15 protein-coding genes are annotated in these 20,317 nt (G+C 49.2%); 14 read left to right on the forward strand and 1 reads right to left on the reverse strand.

Features of this window, described 5'->3' with window-relative positions; translation table 11 throughout:
- Positions 1 to 6 precede the first annotated feature (6 nt).
- The 7 genes from nrfD to BUB37_RS14920 all read left to right on the forward strand — a co-directional run bounded on the left by nrfD (position 7) and on the right by BUB37_RS14920 (position 8,183).
- On the forward strand, positions 7 to 1,752 hold the full coding sequence (gene nrfD, locus BUB37_RS14890) for an NrfD/PsrC family molybdoenzyme membrane anchor subunit (RefSeq protein WP_072994621.1): 1,746 nt from the start codon (positions 7 to 9) through the stop codon (positions 1,750 to 1,752).
- Between the two features lie 2 nt (positions 1,753 to 1,754).
- Positions 1,755 to 2,285, forward strand: a complete 531-nt coding sequence (locus BUB37_RS14895; protein ID WP_072994622.1) for a DUF3341 domain-containing protein — start codon at positions 1,755 to 1,757, stop codon at positions 2,283 to 2,285.
- Positions 2,286 to 2,287: 2 nt separating this feature from the next.
- The gene (locus BUB37_RS14900) at positions 2,288 to 2,851 is read left to right on the forward strand and encodes a c-type cytochrome (protein WP_072994623.1); all 564 of its coding nucleotides are present in this window, start codon (positions 2,288 to 2,290) and stop codon (positions 2,849 to 2,851) included.
- A gap of 16 nt (positions 2,852 to 2,867) precedes the next feature.
- Positions 2,868 to 4,181 (forward strand): quinol:cytochrome C oxidoreductase, encoded by a 1,314-nt coding sequence (locus BUB37_RS14905; RefSeq protein WP_072994624.1) that lies wholly within the window; start codon positions 2,868 to 2,870, stop codon positions 4,179 to 4,181.
- Positions 4,182 to 4,213: 32 nt separating this feature from the next.
- A complete protein-coding gene (locus tag BUB37_RS14910; RefSeq protein WP_072994625.1) occupies positions 4,214 to 5,302 on the forward strand; it encodes a cytochrome c oxidase subunit II in 1,089 nt (362 codons plus the stop codon).
- A 72-nt stretch (positions 5,303 to 5,374) separates the two neighbouring features.
- On the forward strand, positions 5,375 to 7,201 hold the full coding sequence (locus tag BUB37_RS14915) for a cytochrome c oxidase subunit I (RefSeq protein WP_072994626.1): 1,827 nt from the start codon (positions 5,375 to 5,377) through the stop codon (positions 7,199 to 7,201).
- Between the two features lie 151 nt (positions 7,202 to 7,352).
- Entirely contained in the window at positions 7,353 to 8,183 is an 831-nt protein-coding gene (locus BUB37_RS14920; RefSeq protein ID WP_072994627.1) for a GIN domain-containing protein, read from the forward strand.
- Positions 8,184 to 8,191: 8 nt separating this feature from the next.
- Here the strand turns inward: BUB37_RS14920 and BUB37_RS14925 are convergent, their stop codons facing one another.
- Positions 8,192 to 10,456, reverse strand: a complete 2,265-nt coding sequence (locus BUB37_RS14925; protein ID WP_072994628.1) for an acyl-CoA dehydrogenase family protein — start codon at positions 10,454 to 10,456, stop codon at positions 8,192 to 8,194.
- 139 nt (positions 10,457 to 10,595) lie between these two features.
- Here BUB37_RS14925 and ruvB point away from each other — a divergent pair, with 139 nt between their 5' ends.
- From ruvB to ruvA, 7 genes are all read left to right on the forward strand, one after another.
- On the forward strand, positions 10,596 to 11,618 hold the full coding sequence (gene ruvB / locus BUB37_RS14930) for a Holliday junction branch migration DNA helicase RuvB (protein WP_072994629.1): 1,023 nt from the start codon (positions 10,596 to 10,598) through the stop codon (positions 11,616 to 11,618).
- Between the two features lie 37 nt (positions 11,619 to 11,655).
- A complete protein-coding gene (locus BUB37_RS14935) occupies positions 11,656 to 12,990 on the forward strand; it encodes a cytochrome P450 (RefSeq protein ID WP_072994630.1) in 1,335 nt (444 codons plus the stop codon).
- A gap of 81 nt (positions 12,991 to 13,071) precedes the next feature.
- On the forward strand, positions 13,072 to 13,992 hold the full coding sequence (queG, locus tag BUB37_RS14940) for a tRNA epoxyqueuosine(34) reductase QueG (protein ID WP_072994631.1): 921 nt from the start codon (positions 13,072 to 13,074) through the stop codon (positions 13,990 to 13,992).
- A gap of 219 nt (positions 13,993 to 14,211) precedes the next feature.
- Positions 14,212 to 15,672, forward strand: coding sequence for a sucrose phosphorylase (gtfA, locus tag BUB37_RS14945; protein ID WP_072994632.1), 1,461 nt, complete (start codon positions 14,212 to 14,214; stop codon positions 15,670 to 15,672).
- A gap of 106 nt (positions 15,673 to 15,778) precedes the next feature.
- The gene (locus BUB37_RS14950) at positions 15,779 to 17,230 is read left to right on the forward strand and encodes an MFS transporter (RefSeq protein ID WP_072994633.1); all 1,452 of its coding nucleotides are present in this window, start codon (positions 15,779 to 15,781) and stop codon (positions 17,228 to 17,230) included.
- Between the two features lie 186 nt (positions 17,231 to 17,416).
- Positions 17,417 to 19,711, forward strand: a complete 2,295-nt coding sequence (locus BUB37_RS14955; protein WP_072994634.1) for an NADP-dependent malic enzyme — start codon at positions 17,417 to 17,419, stop codon at positions 19,709 to 19,711.
- Positions 19,712 to 19,734: 23 nt separating this feature from the next.
- Positions 19,735 to 20,316, forward strand: a complete 582-nt coding sequence (gene ruvA, locus BUB37_RS14960) for a Holliday junction branch migration protein RuvA (protein ID WP_072994635.1) — start codon at positions 19,735 to 19,737, stop codon at positions 20,314 to 20,316.
- The last annotated feature ends 1 nt before the right edge of the window (position 20,317 follow it).

Consider the following 20,317-nt stretch of genomic DNA (forward strand, 5'->3'; position numbering starts at 1 on the left):
AATTATATGGCGTCGCATTACGAAGCACCTATACGAAAACCCTTAGTGATCGGGGACAAAGGCTACCATGATGTAAGTGTGGACATTTCCGCTCCGGTTGAAGGAAGGGCCAATAAGCACTGGTGGATAGTTTTTTCCATTGCATTCGTGGCATTTTTGTGGGGTATTGGTTGCATAATCTATACTATATCTACCGGTATCGGTACATGGGGTCTTAACAAGACCGTCAACTGGGCTTGGGATATTACCAACTTCGTATGGTGGGTTGGTATCGGTCATGCCGGTACCTTGATTTCTGCCGTACTATTGTTGTTCCGTCAAAAATGGAGAATGGCCATCAACCGTTCGGCGGAGGCGATGACGATTTTCTCGGTGGTTCAGGCTGGTTTGTTCCCAATCATTCACATGGGGCGCCCCTGGTTGGCGTACTGGGTATTGCCCATACCCAACCAATTCGGTTCGTTGTGGGTGAACTTTAACTCGCCCTTGCTTTGGGACGTGTTCGCGATATCGACCTACCTATCGGTGTCGTTGGTGTTCTGGTGGACAGGCCTCTTGCCCGATTTCGCCATGATCCGTGACCGTGCGGTGCTTCCCTTTCAAAAGAAGATATACAGTTTGTTGAGCTTTGGATGGAGCGGTCGTGCAAAAGATTGGCAACGTTTTGAAGAGGTGTCTTTGGTATTGGCCGGTTTGGCTACGCCACTGGTACTTTCGGTACACACCATCGTATCCTTTGACTTTGCTACCTCGGTAATACCCGGTTGGCATACGACCATTTTCCCTCCCTACTTTGTGGCGGGTGCGATTTTCTCCGGATTCGCCATGGTGAACACGCTGCTGATCATCATGAGAAAGGTGTGTAGCCTGGAGGCCTATATTACCCTACAGCACATAGAACTGATGAACATTGTGATCATGATTACGGGGTCTATTGTAGGATGTGCCTACATTACCGAGCTCTTCGTGGCTTGGTACTCCGGAGTCGAATACGAGCAGTATGCGTTCTTGAACAGGGCGACCGGACCTTATTGGTGGGCCTATTGGTCGATGATGACCTGTAACGTGTTCTCTCCACAGTTTATGTGGTTCAAGAAGTTGAGAACCAGTATTATGTTCTCTTTCTTTATCTCCATCGTGGTGAACATAGGGATGTGGTTCGAGCGGTTCGTGATCATCGTAACCTCGCTTCACAGGGATTACCTACCGTCTTCTTGGACGATGTTCTCCCCAACCTTTGTCGATATCGGAATATTTATTGGTACCATAGGATTCTTCTTTGTGTTGTTCCTTCTATATTCACGTACCTTCCCGGTTATCGCACAGGCAGAGGTGAAGTCTATCTTGAAATCCTCCGGAGACCGATATAAGAAGTTGAGGGATGCCGGTGAGCCCTTGTACAAGATCGAAAGAACCCCGGCTTCGGCTGTCAAGGTTGTGGCTGCCCATGATGCGGCAAGCGATGAAGTTCCTCCCGTGGTGGTCGATAAATCCGGTGTAAACGATTTGTTGAGCTCCATCGGTACCTTTGATGCGGCAACGGAAACCCCTGACGACCTTAAGAAAATAAAGGGAATAGGCCCCCAAATGGAAGCCACCCTTAACGAAATAGGGATATATACCTTCGCCCAAGTGGGTAGAATGACCGAAAAGGAATACGATCTATTGGATTCGATAACGGGTTCCTTCCCAGGAAGGGCACAACGCGATGATTGGGCCGGTCAGGCCATATTGTTAAACAATAAGAAATAGCTATGGCGTCTAAAATGATACATGCATATTACAACGATGATGATGTATTGATGCATGCAGTTAAAAAAGTAAAAGCAGCTAAGCATCACATCGAGGAGGTCTATTGTCCCTTTCCGGTACACGGCTTGGACAAGGCCATGGGGCTTGCCCCGACGAGAATTGCGATTACATCCTTCCTGTACGGCTGTGTTGGTTTGACCGTTGCGATTACGATGATGAACTACATCATGATCGAGGATTGGCCACAGGATATCGGGGGTAAACCGAGCTTTAGCTATTTGGAGAACTTGCCGGCATTCGTGCCTATTATGTTCGAGTTGACCGTATTTTTTGCGGCGCACTTAATGGTGATCACCTTCTATTTGAGAAGTAGGCTTTGGCCCTTCAAAAAGGCCGAAAATCCGGATGTGCGTACTACCGACGATCACTTTTTGATGGAAATCGAGGTACACGGTAGCGAAAAGGAATTAACCGAATTGTTGATGGATACCGGAGCAGTTGAGATCAACGTAATGGAAAAAAACAGTCATTGAGTATGAACAGTTTTAGTAAAATAGCGCTTGCTTTTGCCAGTTTATTCTTATTGGTATCCTGCTGGAGCGATAAACAAGAGCCGAACTTTCAATATATGCCCAACATGTATGAAGCGGTTGGCTACGAACCATACGCCAAGGTAGATTTTTTGCCAAATAGCCAAGAGGCCATGCTTCCCCCTGATCATACGATTCCCAGGGGATGGATGCCCTATCCGTATGAAAATACCTTGGAAGGCAAGGAACTGGCCCGTTTGGCCACAAGTCCGCTCGACTCCTTGAAGCGCGACGAGAATTTGGCAAAGGGAGCCGAGTTGTACACCATTTATTGTGCCATCTGCCACGGTGACAAAGGCGACGGCCAGGGTACTTTGGTAAAACGCGAAAAGATTTTGGGTGTTCCCAGCTACGCGGATGCGGCCAGGAACATTACCGTTGGAACCGCCATGCACACCGTTCAATACGGCTTGAATTCCATGGGCTCGTATGCCTCGCAATTGAGCACCGAGGAAATGTGGCAGGTTTCCGAGTATGTAATGGAATTGAAAGGAGAATTAACGAAATAATACCTAGAAAGACGATATGTATACGTTTTCAAACAGATTAAAGATAGGTTCCTTTATTTTAATGGCAGTGGGCTTTTTGGGAATTGCCATAGGCTTTATCAGTGCACCCACTACCGTCGAAGAGGCAAAGGCCATAGTGGCCAGTCATGACGATGGCCATGGTGGCCACGGCGCCGAAGCGGGACACGGGGATGCGGCCGCTGCACATGGCGGGGAGCACGATGCCTCTCACGACGAGCACCTGTTGCACCAGTTGATGAACAAGCCTTGGGCCGCACTGTACGTGGGCGCCTTCTTTTTCTTTATGATCGCCTTGGGGGTATTGGCCTTTTATGCCATTCAACGGGCCGCACAGGCCGGATGGTCTCCCTTGTTGTTCAGGGTTATGGAAGGTATAACGGCTTATCTGGTGCCGGGCGGCATCATAGTGTTCGTCATCTTGGTGCTTTCCGTGTTGCACATGAACCATCTTTTTGTTTGGATGGATCCCGATGTCGTTGCACACGATGAGCTGATCCAGGGCAAGGTGGGCTACCTTAACCCTACCTTCTTCCTGATCAGGGCTGCATTGTTCCTGGGCGGATGGATATTTTACCGCGAATACTCGCGAAAGTTGTCATTGCGTCAGGATGAGTCGGACGACAATACCAATTTTAAACTGAATTTTAGGTGGTCTGCAGGTTTCTTGGTCTTCTATTTGGTGACCGAGTCGATGATGTCGTGGGATTGGATCATGAGCGTCGATCCACACTGGTTCAGTACGCTCTTCGGTTGGTACGTGTTCGCAAGTATGTTCGTGTCGGGCATTACCGTTATCGCCATGGTGACCATTTACTTGAAGTCAAAGGGCTTGTTGCCCGATGTTAACGATAGCCATATCCACGACTTGGCCAAGTTTATGTTCGGTATCAGTATCTTCTGGACCTACCTGTGGTTCTCGCAGTTTATGTTGATCTGGTATTCCAACATTCCGGAAGAGGTAACGTATTACGTTACTAGAATAGCCGATTACCGATTGCCTTTCTTCGGCATGGTGGCCATGAACTTCGTATTCCCGCTATTGTTGCTTATGAACAGCGATTACAAGCGTATTAACTGGTTCGTGGTTTTGGCAGGAATCGTTATCCTTGCAGGACATTATTTGGATATTTTCAATATGATTATGCCGGCGACCGTAGGGGACCAATGGTCGATCGGTATTTCGGAATTGGGTGCCATATTGTTCTTTGCCGGTCTGTTTATCTTTTGGGTATTCAGGGCACTTGCTTCGGCACCGTTACAGCCTAAACGTAATCCGTTTATCGAAGAGAGCAGGCATTTTCATTATTAAAGTAATTTTAACGTATAATAGTAGAGCATACGATGACTACAGTATTGATTTTAGCGGTTTTGGCATTAGTGGCAATTGCGATTTGGCAAATGACCAAAATTTTCGAATTGTCTCAACTTAAGGCCGAATCCTCCCAAATTGCCAACGATTCCGATAACAAGACCAATGGTTATCTGTTGTTTGCTTTCTTGATATTCATTTACGGGATTACCATCTTCAGCTTTTGGAATTATTCCAAGTTTTTGTTGCCCGAAGCGGCTTCGGAACACGGACAGGATTACGATGGACTCTTGTTGGTATCCATGGTCATTATCTTTATAGTACAGACCATTACCCAGGCCCTGTTGCACTATTTCGGCTTCAAATACCGCGGTAAGGAAGGAAGAAAGGCCTTGTTCTACGCCGATAATGATCGTTTGGAGTTTATCTGGACCATTATTCCCGTAATCGTACTGGCCGGACTTATCCTTTGGGGACTCTACACATGGACCACCATTATGGATATTAATGACGAGGACGATCCGATCGTGGTCGAATTGTACGCACAGCAGTTTAGTTGGACGGCAAGGTATGCGGGCAACGATAATGTCTTGGGCGATGCCAACGTTAGAATGATCGATATCGACAAGGCCAACGTACTGGGTGTCGACGAATCCGATACCTATGCAGCCGATGATATCATTGTAAAGGAAATACATCTGCCCGTAGGTAGAAAGGTCAATTTCAAGATGCGTTCGCAAGACGTGCTCCACTCGGCCTATATGCCACACTTTAGGGCACAGATGAACTGTGTTCCGGGTATGATTACGGAGTTCTCCTTTACCCCGATCTACACCACCGAAGAGATGCGCCAGAATCCCGACGTGCGCGATAAGGTGAAACGCACCAACGAGATCAGGGCCGAAAGGGCGGCCAACGGGGAAGATAATTCCGACCCATGGGAATTTGATTATATTTTGTTGTGTAACAAGATTTGCGGTAAATCGCACTACAATATGCAAATGAAGATTATAGTTGAAACACAAGAGGAATACGACGCCTGGATGGCCGAACAAAAGACCTTTGCGGAAACGGTTTTAAAACAAAACACGGCCCAAACCGCAATGAATACGGTTGACTAATTGAAATTGTTGAAGTAGAGTAGGTTCCTATTGGTAGTTAAGCTATAAAAGAAAATTAATAAAATAGAGATTATGTCCGTTACAGCACATGCACACGTAGATGACCATGCACATGATGACCATGCGCACCATCACAAACAAACCTTTGTGACCAAATATATTTTCAGCCAGGATCATAAAATGATTTCTAGACAGTTTTTGATTACTGGTTTGATAATGGGGGTCGTGGGTATTGCAATGTCTATTTTGTTCCGCATGCAATTGGCATGGCCGGGAGAATCCTTTGGTGTGTTCGAGGCCCTATTGGGTAAATGGGCACCGGAAGGGGTTATGGATGCCGATGTGTATCTCGCCTTGGTCACCATTCACGGTACCTTAATGGTTTTCTTCGTTCTTACACAGGGTTTGAGCGGTACCTTCAGTAACTTGTTGATTCCGTTGCAGATCGGTGCGCGCGATATGGCTTCCGGATTTTTGAACATGGTCTCGTATTGGCTGTTCTTTATCTCCTCGGTCATTATGGTGTGTTCCCTGTTCGTTGAGGCGGGTCCGGCCGCCGCTGGATGGACGATTTATCCACCTTTGAGCGCCCTGCCCATGGCCCAGCCGGGTTCGGGTATGGGTATGACCCTTTGGTTGGTGTCGATGGCCATATTCATCGCTTCGTCCTTATTGGGGTCGTTGAACTACATTGTAACGGTACTTAACCTCAGGACCAAGGGAATGTCGATGACAAGGTTGCCCTTGACCATTTGGGCATTTTTCGTTACGGCCATTATCGGTGTGGTTTCCTTCCCGGTTCTTTTGTCGGCCGCCTTGTTGTTGATCATGGATAGAAGTTTCGGTACATCGTTCTTCCTTTCCGATATATTTATTCAAGGCGAAGTACTTCACTATCAGGGAGGTTCTCCGGTATTGTACGAGCACCTGTTCTGGTTCTTGGGCCACCCAGAGGTATATATTGTAATCTTGCCGGCGATGGGTATCGTTTCCGAAGTAATGGCTGTTAATGCCAGAAAACCCATATTCGGTTACCGTGCCATGATCGCCTCGATTTTGGCCATTGCCTTCCTGTCTACCATTGTTTGGGGTCACCACATGTTTGTTTCGGGTATGAATCCGTTTTTGGGATCTGTGTTTACCTTTACTACCTTGTTGATCGCCATACCTTCAGCGGTAAAGGCCTTTAACTGGATTACCACGCTTTGGAAGGGTAACCTGCAAATGAACCCCGCAATGCTGTTCTCCATCGGTATGGTATCTACATTTATTACCGGAGGTCTTACGGGTATCATCTTGGGTGATAGTACCCTCGATATCAACGTGCACGATACGTATTTCGTAATTGCACACTTCCACTTGGTAATGGGTATCTCCGCCCTTTATGGAATGTTTGCGGGCATCTATCACTGGTTCCCTAAAATGTTCGAGGGTAAGATGATGAACAAGAATTTGGGCTATGTCCACTTTTGGGTCACTGCAATCGGCTCCTACGGGGTATTCTTCCCGATGCACTTCGTGGGTATGGCAGGGGTGCCGAGACGTTATTACGAAAACACGGCGTTCCCGATGTTTGACGAGTTGACCGATATTCAGGTTTTAATGACGGTATTTGCCATTATTACGGCCTTGGTACAACTGGTATTCGCCTTTAACTTTGTAAGAAGTATTTTTTACGGTAAGGTCGGTCCGAAAAACCCATGGAAAGCCAACTCCCTGGAATGGACGACCCCACAGGAACACATTCACGGTAACTGGCCCGGTGCCATACCCGAGGTTCATCGTTGGGCCTACGATTACAGTAAGGTCGATGAGAACGGGGAATACGTAATTGCGGGACAGGACTTTATTCCACAGACCGTTCCGCTTCAGGAAGGTGAAGAGGAATTGCAACATTAGAAATTCACTAACTCAAATAATAATGTCCAGCTTTAACAGTTGGGCATTTTTTTTGATATCTTAGTTTGTCCGCGCTACGATGGGCAATGGGTCTAAGGGGGCAGGCTGCCGTTGGTGCGATGCTCAACGGCTTTACAATACGATATACGCTATGAAAATGATGAGATATTTGGTTTTGGGTATGGCTTTGGCCCTTTGCCTGCAGGCAAGCGCCCAGCGTAAACCCAAGATAAAGGGTAATAAAAATGTAATGGATTATCAGGTAGACCTGCCGCCCTTCAACGCTATCGAGCTAAAGGACGACCTCGAGATCCGCTTGCAGGACGGTGCCCGGGAGGGGTATGCGGTTACCGCCGACGACAACCTTATCGATGTGCTCAAGTTCAGTGTAGAGGACAGTACCTTGGTAATTAGCGCCTACTACAAAATCACTCGTAAAAAGAAACTCGATATTACCGTATACTATAATTATCTGGAGGCGATTACCCTTTACGACGGACGTGTCGTCATGGAGGGGACCATCAATTCGGACGAACTTTATGTCAATACCTATGATTCGGCGAAACTTCAACTCAATGCCGACGCCCAAATTGTCAACATAAACATGGAGGGCAACAGCTCGGGGGAGTTTAACCTGGACGCCGGGGAAACGAACCTTGTATTAAAAGATAGAATCGATGTTAAAATCTATTCGGTGAGCGATGTAAGCAGTGTGAAAATGTATAAGAATGCATCGGTCAAAATGGAAGGCACGACTGATGAACTTCATCTCAACCTTTTTGAAAGTTCCAGTTTTAAGGGAGAAAAACTCGAGGGCAACAGGGTCTATCTGAATTTACAGGACGGTTCCAAGGCCTATGTCAACGCCCAAGAAGAACTTGAATTGAGTTCGAAGGGTTCTTCCGAAACCCATCTGTACGGAAGCCCGGCGATTACGATACATGGGTTTGGCGATACATCAAAACTGCTCAAGGAGAAATAACGGCCCTTTCAACGGGCTATCGGGGCGCTCATACAGTGTTCGGGTATGCCAAAGCCATCTACCAACACTTCGATATGGGGGCGAAGTTCGGTACATAGGCGCTCTACCCGCTGACGGATCGCCTTCGATTTGTTCCCGCCCAAATAACCCTGCTCGAGAAACCATTCGGCATCTTTTCTAATTTCGTGCAAGGCGTAGAGGGTGCCCAATTTTTCAAATAGGTTTCTGTACTTGCCCTCGGGCATTTGGCCCACGTAATCGGTGAAGGTGTTGTAGGCCAGTTCTACACTATAGGCCTTGCCAAGGGCCAGCAAATGCGTCTGCACCTTTAAGAAGGCCTGGTAAGAGGGCATGCCCTGTTTGATGTAGTTGCGTATGCGCATGGCCAAGGTATAGGTCAGTCGCTTGGTGCGATAGTTAAAGGCGTGTTTGTGGAACTTCGGGTTGTACAGATGCTCCTTGTCGACCTTGTTTGTGTAAACGGGGTTGATCGTGGTCAGGGTGTCGTTCAGTTGCATGCCCAAAATTTTGAGCACCGATGTAAAACCGGCACTGTTGAATTCTGCCTTGAAATCAGATAGCACCCCCTTGGCCGCCAACAAGAGCAGTACGGTATTGTCGCCCTCGAAGGTGGTAAAGATGTCAACATCGCCCTTGAGGTCGGCTATGCGGTTCTCTAAAAGATAACCCTTGCCACCACAGGCTTCACGGCACTCCTGAATGCTTTGGTTGGCATACCAGGTGATGATCGACTTGAGTCCGGCGACCTGGGTCTCGACCACCCGCTTGTCGGGTTGTCCCTCGTCGCAATACAATTCCATCATTTTGTCCAATGTGAAGTGGTAGACGTACGCGCTGGCCACCAGGGGGGTAAGGCGCAGTTGATGCGAAGGGTAGTCCATCAGCAGGTCTTCCTGTATCTTGATGCTGTCGTTGAACTGTCGTCGTCTCAGGGCGTGCTTTACCGCCACGCCCAAGGCGAATTTTGCACCGCCCAATCCTGCGCGTGCTACACAAATTCGCCCGCCTACCAAAGTGCCCAACATGGTGAAGAACCTTTTGTTCGGATTTTTTATATGGGAGTGGTAGTTACCTTCTTTATCAATATCGCCATAGTTGTTCAAAAGGTTTTCCCGGGGTACGGCGACCTGGTCGAACCAGATCTTGCCATTGTCGACCCCGTTGAGTCCCAATTTGTATCCATTGTCCTCAACGGTAATCCCGGGTAAAAGCTCATGGGCCTCATTCCTTAAAGGAACGAGGATGGCATGGACGCCTTGGTTCTTTCCGTTGACGATCAATTGGGCAAAGACCGATGCCATCTTCGAGTGAAGCGCGTTGCCGATGTATTCTTTGTTGTCGTTCTTACCGGGGGTGTGGATCACGATGCTGTCGGTCGCGGGGTCGTACGTGGCCGTGGTCCTTATACCGCGTACGTTCGAACCGTGCCCGGTTTCCGTCATGGCAAAGCAGCCTAGAAGCTCGGCTTTTCCGGCCTCGTTCAAATACTTGTCGTGATGTTTTTTGGTGCCCAGTTTTTGAATGCTGCCACCAAAAAGGCCGAACTGTACCCCGAACTTGATGGTAAGGCTTCCGTCGACGTACATCAAGTTTTCGAACATATGGGCATAGCCTTCCATATCGTACGTGCCCCCGTACGCTTCGGGGTAGGCCAGGGCCCCATAGTCTCTACGGGCCAAAAATTTTACTTGGTCCAGTACCACCTCCCTGAAATCTTCCTTGTCCCGGTGTATGTCCCATTCGAAAATAGGGTCGTTCAAGGTCGCCCTAAAGCCGTCGATAAGTTTGGCGTGCTTCCCCTTGAGCAAGGTATCGATCTCGCGGGCACTGTAATAATCGGAATTAGGGTTGTGCGCTACCTCGACATCGAATAAATGCTTGTAGTGGTTGGGCTGTATGCCGAGGTGGATTTCTATTTGCTTTAGGTGTTCGTTAAAGGGATGCTCGTGGTAGTAATGCGCTGTCAGCCGCTGACTGAAAATGGCCAGTGGAAAATTGACGCTTTCGACCAATTTTACCCGTGAGCTTGAAATGGTCTGCTTCCAATTTTTCATTTCGGCGGCTTTCGGCGGCCTTTCCGGATCTAACCAACCCAACAGTTGGTCTTTTTGTTCCTTTGATAAGGATGGATCTTTCTTTAGGGCATTTTGAACCACGTTGATTTCGGAAGCGGTTACCAGGTCGTCGGACCAGATGACATAAAAGAAAGGGATGTATTGTAAAAGTTGGGCGGAGTAGGTTTTCTTTTGCATAAATTGAAATTACGATTTTTTGTCTAATTTCAAACAAGCCCACCGATCCAACCGATAAGGGTGCCCTTGGTATACCTAGGTTTTGATTTGATGGTAGTTTGTGTAAACTATGCTTCCTTTCTGTTATCTTTGTTAGCGTATGAACGAGTATTTAGACCCCACTGGCGATAATTTTTCCCCTGAGGAAATCGATATTGAAAAGGCGCTCAGGCCCATAAGTTTTGACGATTTTACGGGGCAGCAGCAGGTTTTGGAAAACCTCAAGATATTTGTTCAGGCTGCCAATCAACGGGGCGAGGCGCTGGACCATACCCTTTTTCACGGCCCTCCGGGATTGGGTAAGACGACCTTGGCCCATATTCTCGCCAATGAGCTCGGGGTAGGTATCAAGGTGACCTCGGGACCCGTTTTGGACAAGCCCGGCGACCTGGCCGGACTACTGACCAACCTCGATGAGCGCGATGTGCTCTTTATTGACGAAATACACCGGTTGAGTCCCATCGTCGAAGAGTACCTCTACTCGGCCATGGAAGACTACAAGATCGATATCATGATCGAAACGGGGCCGAATGCCCGGTCGGTACAGATCAACCTGAACCCCTTTACCCTGATAGGCGCCACTACCCGATCGGGATTGTTGACGGCCCCCATGAGGGCACGGTTCGGAATTTCGAGCCGCTTGCAGTATTACGATACCGAGCTGCTTTCGACCATAGTACAGCGCAGTGCCGAAATCTTGAAGGTGCCGATTACCAATGAGGCGGCCATTGAAATTGCCGGACGTAGCCGGGGTACACCGCGAATCTCCAATGCCCTGCTTCGTCGGGTACGCGATTTTGCGCAGATCAAGGGCAACGGTAGTATCGATATCGAGATTTCGAGGTTCGGGCTGCAGGCCTTGAACGTAGATGCCCACGGATTGGACGAAATGGACAACAAGATATTGACCACGATCATCGATAAGTTCAAGGGCGGCCCCGTGGGGATCACCACTTTGGCGACCGCCGTATCGGAAAGCGCAGAAACCATTGAAGAGGTATACGAACCTTTTTTGATACAGCAAGGCTTTATCATGAGAACGCCGCGTGGACGCGAAGTCACCGAACTTGCCTATAGGCATTTGGGAAAGACCCGTCCCGGTACCCAGCCAGGCTTGTTTTAATTCACACGGGCAATAGCCTGCTTTATAGTTACCGTCAATGGCCGAAAAGAAAAAAACCTTGGTTACCGTTTCCCAATGGGAGGTTTTTAAAAATCGCCGGCGGATACTTCAGAACCCCCTTCCCTTTCATAAGGAGAATTTCGAAAAGCACGGCGATACCTTTTTGGTCAATATCGGTATGGGCGGCAAGGTGGTCTTTACACGGGATGCCGAAACCATAAAGTACATCCTCCAACAAAACCATAAGAATTATTACAAATCGTCTTTGCAGACCAAGGACCTGGCCAAATATATAGGCCATGGTATACTCACGGCCAACGGTGATTTTTGGCGGGTTCACCGCCGCATGGTGCAACCGGCCTTTCACAAGAAGAAGTTGGAAGGGCTCCTGCAGATTATGTACAAGGGTATCGAAGGGGAGCTACAGCGCATCGAGGCAGGCCGAACCTTTGATGTTTTTCCCTTGATGGGCGACCTGGCTTTTCAAGTGGTGGCCCGATCCCTGTTTAGTGCCGATGATATCAGGGACCGTATGCGCAGGCTACAGCATATAACCGGGACAAACCAAGAGATGCTGATCAAAGAGATGAGGCAGCCTTTTAAAAAGTGGTGGTTTTACCTCTCCGGGCAGGTTGGAAGGCATCTCGGTCTGGCCAAGGAGGCCCGCGAAATACTGAATGCCATTATTCAGGAAAGGGTAGACTCGGGCGACGATAAAGACGATCTTTTGGATATGCTCTTAAAGGCCAGGTACGAAAATGGAGGGGCCATGTCGCGAAAACAACTGATCGACGAAGTCTTGATCCTGTTTACCGCCGGCCATGAGACCACGGCCAATGCCCTTAGTTTTACCCTGTTTTTATTGGCCGGGCACAAGGCGGTGCAGGAACGGCTCTACGAAGAGGTCGGGAAAATCGATTTCAATGGGGACATGATGGCATTCTTAAACGGATTGCGCTATACAAGGCAGTGTGTCGAGGAAGCCATGCGCCTCTATCCTCCGGTCTATGTAATAGATCGGGTAGCCCTCGAAACCGACACCGTTGCCGGCCATGGGTACAAGAAGGGAACGGTGTGGTTGATGAGCATATACGAGCTGCACCGCCATAAAGGGTTTTGGAAGAACCCCGGGGAGTTCGTTCCCGAACGCTTTGATGCCACGAACAAGAAAGACTGTTCCAACTACTACTATCCCTTTGGGGCCGGTCCGCGGATGTGCGTGGGCAACAATTTCGCCATGTACGAAATGTTGATGGTCGTAGCGCTGGTGGTAAGGCGCTACAGGCTGGCGACGCCCCTGGAAAACATAGAGCTGAACCCATTGATTTCGTTGAAGCCCGTACAGGTACCGATAAAATTCGAACCCCGCTAGTTTTTTGAAGAATGGACCGGGCCTAGTTTTTTGCCCACCCACATTAATCGTAACTTCACCCCGTGTTAAATTGGGAGCATCTTGAATAAAAAAGCCGACTACAGCAAGTTGATAAAGGACGAGGCCAAACGCCTTGGCTTTCTGTCGTGCGGTATATCCAAGGCCGATTTTTTGGAAGAGGAGGCTCCCCGGTTGGAAACCTGGCTCAAAAAGGGGATGCACGGTGAAATGGGGTATATGGAGAACCATTTTGATAAGCGGTTGGATCCCCGTTTATTGGTCGATGGCGCCCAATCGGTCATATCGCTCCTGCTCAACTACTATCCTGAAAAAAAGCAGGACGAGGGCAGCTACAAAATTTCAAAATATGCCTACGGGCAAGATTACCACCATGTCATCAAGTCGAAATTAAGGCAGTTGCAAGAATTTATTTCGAGCGAAATCGGTGAGGTGAACGGCCGGGCCTTTGTCGATTCGGCCCCGGTTCTCGACAAGGCCTGGGCCGCCAAAAGCGGTTTGGGCTGGGTGGGCAAGAACAGCAACCTAATCACCCAAAAAGTGGGGTCGTTTTATTTTATAGCGGAACTTATCGTCGATTTGGAATTGGCCTATGACACCCCGGTCACCGACCATTGCGGTACATGTACCGCCTGCATCGATGCCTGCCCGACCCAGGCCATTGTCGAACCTTATGTGGTCGATGGCAGCAAGTGTATCTCTTATTTTACCATAGAGCTCAAGAACGAGATTCCGGAGGACTACCGGGGTAAGTTCGACGATTGGGCCTTTGGTTGTGATGTATGCCAGGATGTTTGTCCGTGGAACCGATTTTCCAAACCGCACAGCGAACCCTTGTTCGACCCGCATCCGGATCTGCTCGATATGACAAGGCAGGATTGGGAGGAAATAACCGAAGAGGTGTTTCGCAAGGTCTTTAAAAAGTCGGCCGTTAAACGTACTAAATATACGGGTCTTAAGCGAAATATCGATTTCCTAAAATAGCTCCCCCGTCCCTTTTTCCTTATCGTTCCGTCTCCGGTTCTTTGCTCAAACGAAGCCGTGAAACACCTTTTTTTCACCTCTAACGTTTTCGGTTGATATCTTTTTTTTTGTCGCTGAGGATTGGTGTCCGAGTTTTCTATCTTGCCCCGAAGATGTCGGTAAATGCCCGTGTCGGGTTTTTTTGGACACGGCCCGAATCAAGTATTATTTCTTTGGCCTATGCAAAACAAAGTACAGCTGATCACTTACGTTGACCGTTTGGGCTGCGACAATATTTCAGAACTAAATGCATTGTTGCAAACCGAGCTCAAGGGACTTTTCGGAGGGGTTCACATCCTTCCTTTTTTTACCCCCATTGATGGGCAAGACGCGGGATTTGACCCCATTGACCATACACGGATAGATCCGCGAATCGGGGATTGGGACGATTTAAGGCAAGTTAGTGGGCATACCGATATTATGGCCGATATGATCGTCAACCATATTTCGGCGGAATCGGTCCAGTTTCAAGACTATTTGCAAAGAGGAAAGGCCTCGGAGTTCTACGACCTGATCCTTACCGAAGATAAGGTGTTTCCCCATGGCCCTACCCAAGAGGAGCTGGCCAAGATATACCGGCCTAGGCCGGGGCTGCCGTTTACGAGGTTTACGTTGAGCGATGGCACCGAGAAAAATGTCTGGACGACCTTTACCCCAAACCAAATCGATATCGATGTGCGTTCCGAACAAGGGAAAAAGTATCTCGACGCCATATTACGGGTTTTTCAAGGAGCAGGGGTCTCCATGGTCCGCTTGGATGCTGTCGGCTATGCCATCAAAAAGGCGGGTACCTCTTGCTTTATGATCGACGAGACCTTTGATTTTATCGCTTCGATTGGCGAGAAGGCACGGCGCATGGGCATTTCGGTATTGGTAGAGATCCATTCGCACTACAAAACGCAAATAGAAATAGCGAAACGCGTAGATTATGTTTACGATTTTGCCCTGCCGGTGCTAGTCCTAGACACCCTGTTCAACCGCAATGCCTCCAATCTTAAGAAATGGCTCCACGTGGCCCCGCGCAATGTGATTACCGTGCTCGATACCCACGACGGCATAGGTATTGTCGACGTGGCTTCGGAAGGAGGGAAAGCCGGTCTTATCGAAGATGGTGCATTAGGCCGGATAGTCGATAAGATACATGGGAACAGCAAGGGCACTAGCCGAAGGGCCACGGGCGGATCGGCCTCCAATCTCGACCTGTACCAGGTAAATTGCACGTACTTTGAGGCTTTGGGTCGGAGCGAAAAAAGCTATTTGATGGCCAGGGCCATACAATTTTTTGTTCCTGGGGTGCCCCAGGTGTATTATGTAGGCCTTTTTGGGGTCGGGAACGATATGGAGCTGCTTGAAAAGACCAATGTTGGAAGGGATATCAACAGGCACTACTTTACCAAAAGGGAAATATCGGAAAGGGTTGACAGCGAATTTTTTGATAGGTTTAGGAAACTTATGCTGTTGCGAAACGACCATCCCGCCTTCGACGGGGTATTTGAAATGATGGAGACACCGTCTTATACCCTTCACCTTAAATGGAGCAATTCGGGGGATTGGGCCGAGCTCTTCATCGATCTGGAAGCTATGGAAATGCGAATACGTTTCTCCCGTAAGGGGAAGGCCGCCGAATTGAAACTGTGGTAAGTCGGCAAGGGGACTTTTTGAATTTTGCCCCTACTAACCCTAGGTAAATGGCTTAAAATAAAATAGTATCTTGTTGAGGTAAATAGAGCCATCAAACCTTTAAAAGATGAAAATAGGGAAGCCATCCTTGAGCTTTTGGCAAATTTGGAACATGAACGTGGGTTTTTTCGGGATCCAGTTCAGTTTCGGCCTGCAACAAACGGCGATCAACCCTATTTTTTCCTTTCTTGGGGCGCACCACGAAGAATTGCCCTTGCTCAATCTCGCCGGACCCGTTACCGGGCTGTTGGTCCAACCGATTATAGGGGCCATTTCCGATAAGACCTGGTCGCCTCGATGGGGCAGGAGAAAACCCTTTTTCTTGATAGGGGCCATAGTGGCCAGCCTATGCCTGTTCGCCTTTCCCTTTAGTTCGCATCTGTGGTTTGCCGTGGGGCTCTTGTGGATTTTGGATGCGGCCAACAACACGGCCATGGAACCCTACAGGGCCTTTGTCGGCGACAAGCTGCCCGACAGGCAGTTGACCTACGGTTTTCAGATGCAGAGCCTGTTCGTGGGGGCGGGCATTACCTTGGCCAATTTTTCCCTCTTCCTCTTCCAAGACTGGTTCAGTGTGCCCAATGAGGGTTCGGGCTTGTGCTCTACGGCCACCGAGGTGGTGTCGGCCATACCCGTTTGGGTATACTACTCCTTTTTTCTGGGGGGCATGGCCTCACTGGGTACCATCTTGTGGTCCGTTTGGAAAACTCCCGAAATCCCGCCCACGCCCAATGAACTGGAACATATTAACGAACATGCGGGCCAACCCTTGGCGAAAAGGGTCCTTGTCCCGTTTGTGGAAATCTACAAGGCCATCGGCCAGATGCCCAAGCTGATGTGGCGATTGGCCGGCGTTTATCTGTTCCAATGGTACGCCCTTTTCGTGTATTGGCAGTTTATTACCCCCATGCTAAGATCGAGTATGTTCGGTATTGACGGGGCCGATACCGAAAGGTTCGATTCGATAATGGCCGCGTGCAACGCAGGTAGCCCCATAGGGAGCGACGATATGGCCTTTGCCCAGAATATCCAGGCCCTATCGGAACAAGCTTTGGCGCAAACCGGACTCATGAACGGTACCTATAACCTGGTGACCATGGTAGTGGCCCTGGCCCTGGTGCCCCTCGCTGGCAGGCACGGTTCAAAAAGGGTGTATGTACTTAGTCTGGCCCTGACCGGTATGGCCATGTTGAGCATGCCCTACATCGACGATCCCTATGTCTTACTGTTGCCCATGGTTTTGTTCGGCATCGGCTGGGCGGCCATGATGGGCATACCCTATGCCATGGTTTCAAGGGTAATTCCCGAAGAGCGGAGAGGGGTTTACATGGGTATTGTCAATATGATGATCGTTATTCCCATGCTCATACAAACGGTAACCTTCGGCCCGATAATAAAAAACCTCTTGGACAACGAGGCGGTAAACGCCATACTTTTCGGAGGGGTTTTCTTTATGGTCGCCGCGATTTTGGCCATGCGCCTACAGCTGCTACCGCAAGGGGATACGATTGTTGATTAGCCCCATGGCCTTGGTTGTAAGGAAGTGTCCTGGTCGGGCCATCCCTGTCGTCGGGCATGCTTTCCGGAAAGGAAGCCTGGGGTGCCGCCCGGAGACCAAAAGCCTTGGCGAGGCCAAACTGGAAATCTTTTTGTGCCATATCCGAAGAAATACCCTTAAATTTGAATCCCGAACTAAAAGAACACTATGAGCAACCAAAAACAAAGGAGGGAGGCCTTGGTCTACCATGCAAAGCCTCAGCCCGGCAAGATAAAGATCGTACCTACGAAGCCCTATGCTACCCAGCGCGACTTGGCCTTGGCCTATTCGCCCGGGGTTGCCGAACCCTGCCTGGAGATCGAAAAAGACAAGGCCAATGCCTATAAATATACCTCCAAGGGGAACTTGGTGGCCGTAATTTCAAACGGTACCGCCGTTTTGGGCCTCGGAAACATCGGGCCCGAAGCGTCAAAGCCCGTTATGGAGGGGAAGGGACTTTTGTTCAAGATCTTTGCCGATATAGACGGAATGGATATCGAGGTCGATACCGAGGATGTCGACGAATTTGTACAGACGGTCAAAATGATCGCCCCGACCTTTGGGGGGATCAACCTAGAGGATATTAAGGCACCGGAAGCCTTCGAGATCGAGCGAAGGTTAAAGGAAGAGCTCAATATTCCCGTAATGCACGACGATCAGCATGGTACGGCCATTATCTCCGCGGCGGCATTGTTGAATGCCTTGGAGCTTGCGAACAAAAAGATAGACGAGGTACAGATTGTGATCAGCGGGGCCGGGGCCGCCGCGGTGTCCTGTACCAAATTGTACAAGGCCTTTGGGGCCAAGGCCGAGAATATCGTAATGTTGGATAGTAAAGGGGTAATCCGAAAGGATGCCGAAAACCTGTCCCCTTCAAAACTCGAATTCGCTACCGATAAGGACGTCCGCACGCTTGAGGAGGCCATGCGGGGTTGCGACGTTTTCATCGGACTCTCGATTGCCGATATCGTTACGCCCGAAATGTTGCTTTCGATGGCCGATAACCCCATCGTTTTTGCCATGGCCAACCCCAATCCCGAGATCAACTATGACCTGGCCTGTAAAACGAGAAAGGATATTATTATGGCCACCGGCCGTTCCGACCATCCGAACCAGGTAAACAACGTGCTGGGCTTTCCCTTTATTTTCAGGGGGGCTTTGGACGTGCGTGCGACGGCCATCAACGAAGCCATGAAAATGGCGGCGGTAAAGGCCCTGGCCGATTTGGCAAAACAGCCCGTGCCCGAGCAGGTGAACATCGCCTATGGCGAGACCCGATTGACCTTTAACAAAGAGTACATCATACCCAAGCCCTTTGATCCCAGGCTTATAACCGAAATTCCCCCCGCCGTGGCCAAGGCCGCCATGGAGAGCGGTATCGCGGAACAGCCCATAGAGGATTGGGACAGGTACAGGGAAGAACTATTGCAGCGCTCGGGTAACGATAACAAGGTGGTCCGCCTTTTGCACAACCGTGCCAAGCTGAACGCCAAACGCATTATTTTTGCCGAAGCCGATCACCTAGACGTACTTAAGGCGGCCCAAATCGTTTACGAGGAAGGTATTGCCGAACCGATTCTTTTAGGGAACAAGGAAATTATTCTAGAACTTAAAAAGGAGCTCGAGTTCGATGCCGATATCGCTATCATAGATCCGACATCCGATGAGTTTTTGGATAAGCATATTCGTTATGCCACTAAGTTTTGGGAAAAAAGAAAGCGGAGCGGTACCACATTGTACAGTGCCAAGATAAAGATGCGCGAACGCAACTATTTCGGGGCGATGATGGTGCTTGAAGGTGATGCGGACGGAATGATCTCGGGCTACTCGAGGGCTTACCCCACGGTGGTAAAGCCGATTTTCGAGGTGATAGGAAGGGCTTCTAACGTAAAGAAAGTGGCCACGGTAAATATCATGATCACCGACATGGGCCCCTTGTTCCTGGCCGATACCTCGATCAATATCGATCCGACCGCCGAAGAACTTGCCGAGATAGCCAGAAACACGGCCAATGTGGCGGCGACCTTCGGTTTTGAACCCGTGATGGCCCTGCTTTCCTATGCCAACTATGGGTCGTCGAGCCACCCCCATGCCAAGAAAGTCAGGGAGGCCGTCCGCATTCTGCACGAGACCCATCCCGATTTGATCGTCGACGGGGAAATACAGACCGACTTTGCCCTGAACAAGGAGCTGCTTCAAAGCCAGTTCCCTTTTTCAAAGTTGGCGGGTAGAAAAGTGAATACCCTTATATTCCCCAATCTCGAATCGGCGAACATTACCTACAAATTGCTCAAGGAGCTCAATAAGGCCGATTCCATTGGGCCGATTATGGTCGGTTTGCGAAGGTCGGTGCATATATTGCAGCTGGGCGCCAGTGTAGACGAAATGGTGAATATGACCGCCGTAGCCGTAATAGACGCCCAAGAACGGGAAAAACGCAGAAGGGCCAAATCAGGAAAATAAAAAGCGAAAGAAAAACGCTGACCATGATCCATCATCTCAAAGGAAGATTAGTAGAAAAGGCCCCGACCTACGTCGTTGTCGAATGTGGCGGGGTAGGGTATTTTGTGAATATCTCCCTGCACACCTTTTCAAAGCTATCCGATGCCGAGAACATACACCTGTATACCCATTTGCAGGTAAAGGAAGATGCGCATACCCTGTTCGGTTTTTCCGAGCGTTCGGAGCGTGAAATTTTTCGCTTGTTGATCTCAGTATCGGGCATCGGTTCAAGTATCGCCCGAACCATGTTGTCTTCATTGGATCCGGCCCAAATTCGAGATGCCATAGCCAACGGCGATGTGGCTACGATCCAATCGATAAAGGGCATCGGGGCCAAAACGGCCCAGCGCGTTATACTGGACCTTAGGGACAAGATTCTTAAAGTTTACGATATTGGCGAAGTTTCCGCATCGACAAACAATACAAATAAAGAAGAAGCGTTATCTGCTTTAGAGGTTCTTGGATTCGCAAGAAGACCTGCCGAAAAAGTGGTGGACAAGGTACTTGCCCAAGACCCTTCTCTTAGCGTAGAGAACATTATTAAACTTGCGCTTAAAAATTTGTAAC

The organism is Pseudozobellia thermophila (assembly GCF_900141855.1).
GTDB classification, from domain to species: domain Bacteria; phylum Bacteroidota; class Bacteroidia; order Flavobacteriales; family Flavobacteriaceae; genus Pseudozobellia; species Pseudozobellia thermophila.

What these genes read in the sequence shown, in the direction of transcription:
- BUB37_RS14955 (WP_072994634.1), top strand. Translation starts at nt 17,417, where the DNA reads ATGAGCAACCAAAAACAAAGGAGGGAGGCCTTGGTCTACCATGCAAAG.
- BUB37_RS14925 (WP_072994628.1), bottom strand. Translation starts at nt 10,456, where the DNA reads ATGCAAAAGAAAACCTACTCCGCCCAACTTTTACAATACATCCCTTTC.
- BUB37_RS14920 (WP_072994627.1), top strand. Translation starts at nt 7,353, where the DNA reads ATGAAAATGATGAGATATTTGGTTTTGGGTATGGCTTTGGCCCTTTGC.
- ruvB (WP_072994629.1), top strand. Translation starts at nt 10,596, where the DNA reads ATGAACGAGTATTTAGACCCCACTGGCGATAATTTTTCCCCTGAGGAA.
- BUB37_RS14915 (WP_072994626.1), top strand. Translation starts at nt 5,375, where the DNA reads ATGTCCGTTACAGCACATGCACACGTAGATGACCATGCACATGATGAC.
- BUB37_RS14950 (WP_072994633.1), top strand. Translation starts at nt 15,779, where the DNA reads ATGAAAATAGGGAAGCCATCCTTGAGCTTTTGGCAAATTTGGAACATG.
- BUB37_RS14900 (WP_072994623.1), top strand. Translation starts at nt 2,288, where the DNA reads ATGAACAGTTTTAGTAAAATAGCGCTTGCTTTTGCCAGTTTATTCTTA.
- BUB37_RS14910 (WP_072994625.1), top strand. Translation starts at nt 4,214, where the DNA reads ATGACTACAGTATTGATTTTAGCGGTTTTGGCATTAGTGGCAATTGCG.
- BUB37_RS14905 (WP_072994624.1), top strand. Translation starts at nt 2,868, where the DNA reads ATGTATACGTTTTCAAACAGATTAAAGATAGGTTCCTTTATTTTAATG.
- BUB37_RS14935 (WP_072994630.1), top strand. Translation starts at nt 11,656, where the DNA reads ATGGCCGAAAAGAAAAAAACCTTGGTTACCGTTTCCCAATGGGAGGTT.
- BUB37_RS14895 (WP_072994622.1), top strand. Translation starts at nt 1,755, where the DNA reads ATGGCGTCTAAAATGATACATGCATATTACAACGATGATGATGTATTG.
- nrfD (WP_072994621.1), top strand. Translation starts at nt 7, where the DNA reads ATGGCGTCGCATTACGAAGCACCTATACGAAAACCCTTAGTGATCGGG.
- ruvA (WP_072994635.1), top strand. Translation starts at nt 19,735, where the DNA reads ATGATCCATCATCTCAAAGGAAGATTAGTAGAAAAGGCCCCGACCTAC.
- gtfA (WP_072994632.1), top strand. Translation starts at nt 14,212, where the DNA reads ATGCAAAACAAAGTACAGCTGATCACTTACGTTGACCGTTTGGGCTGC.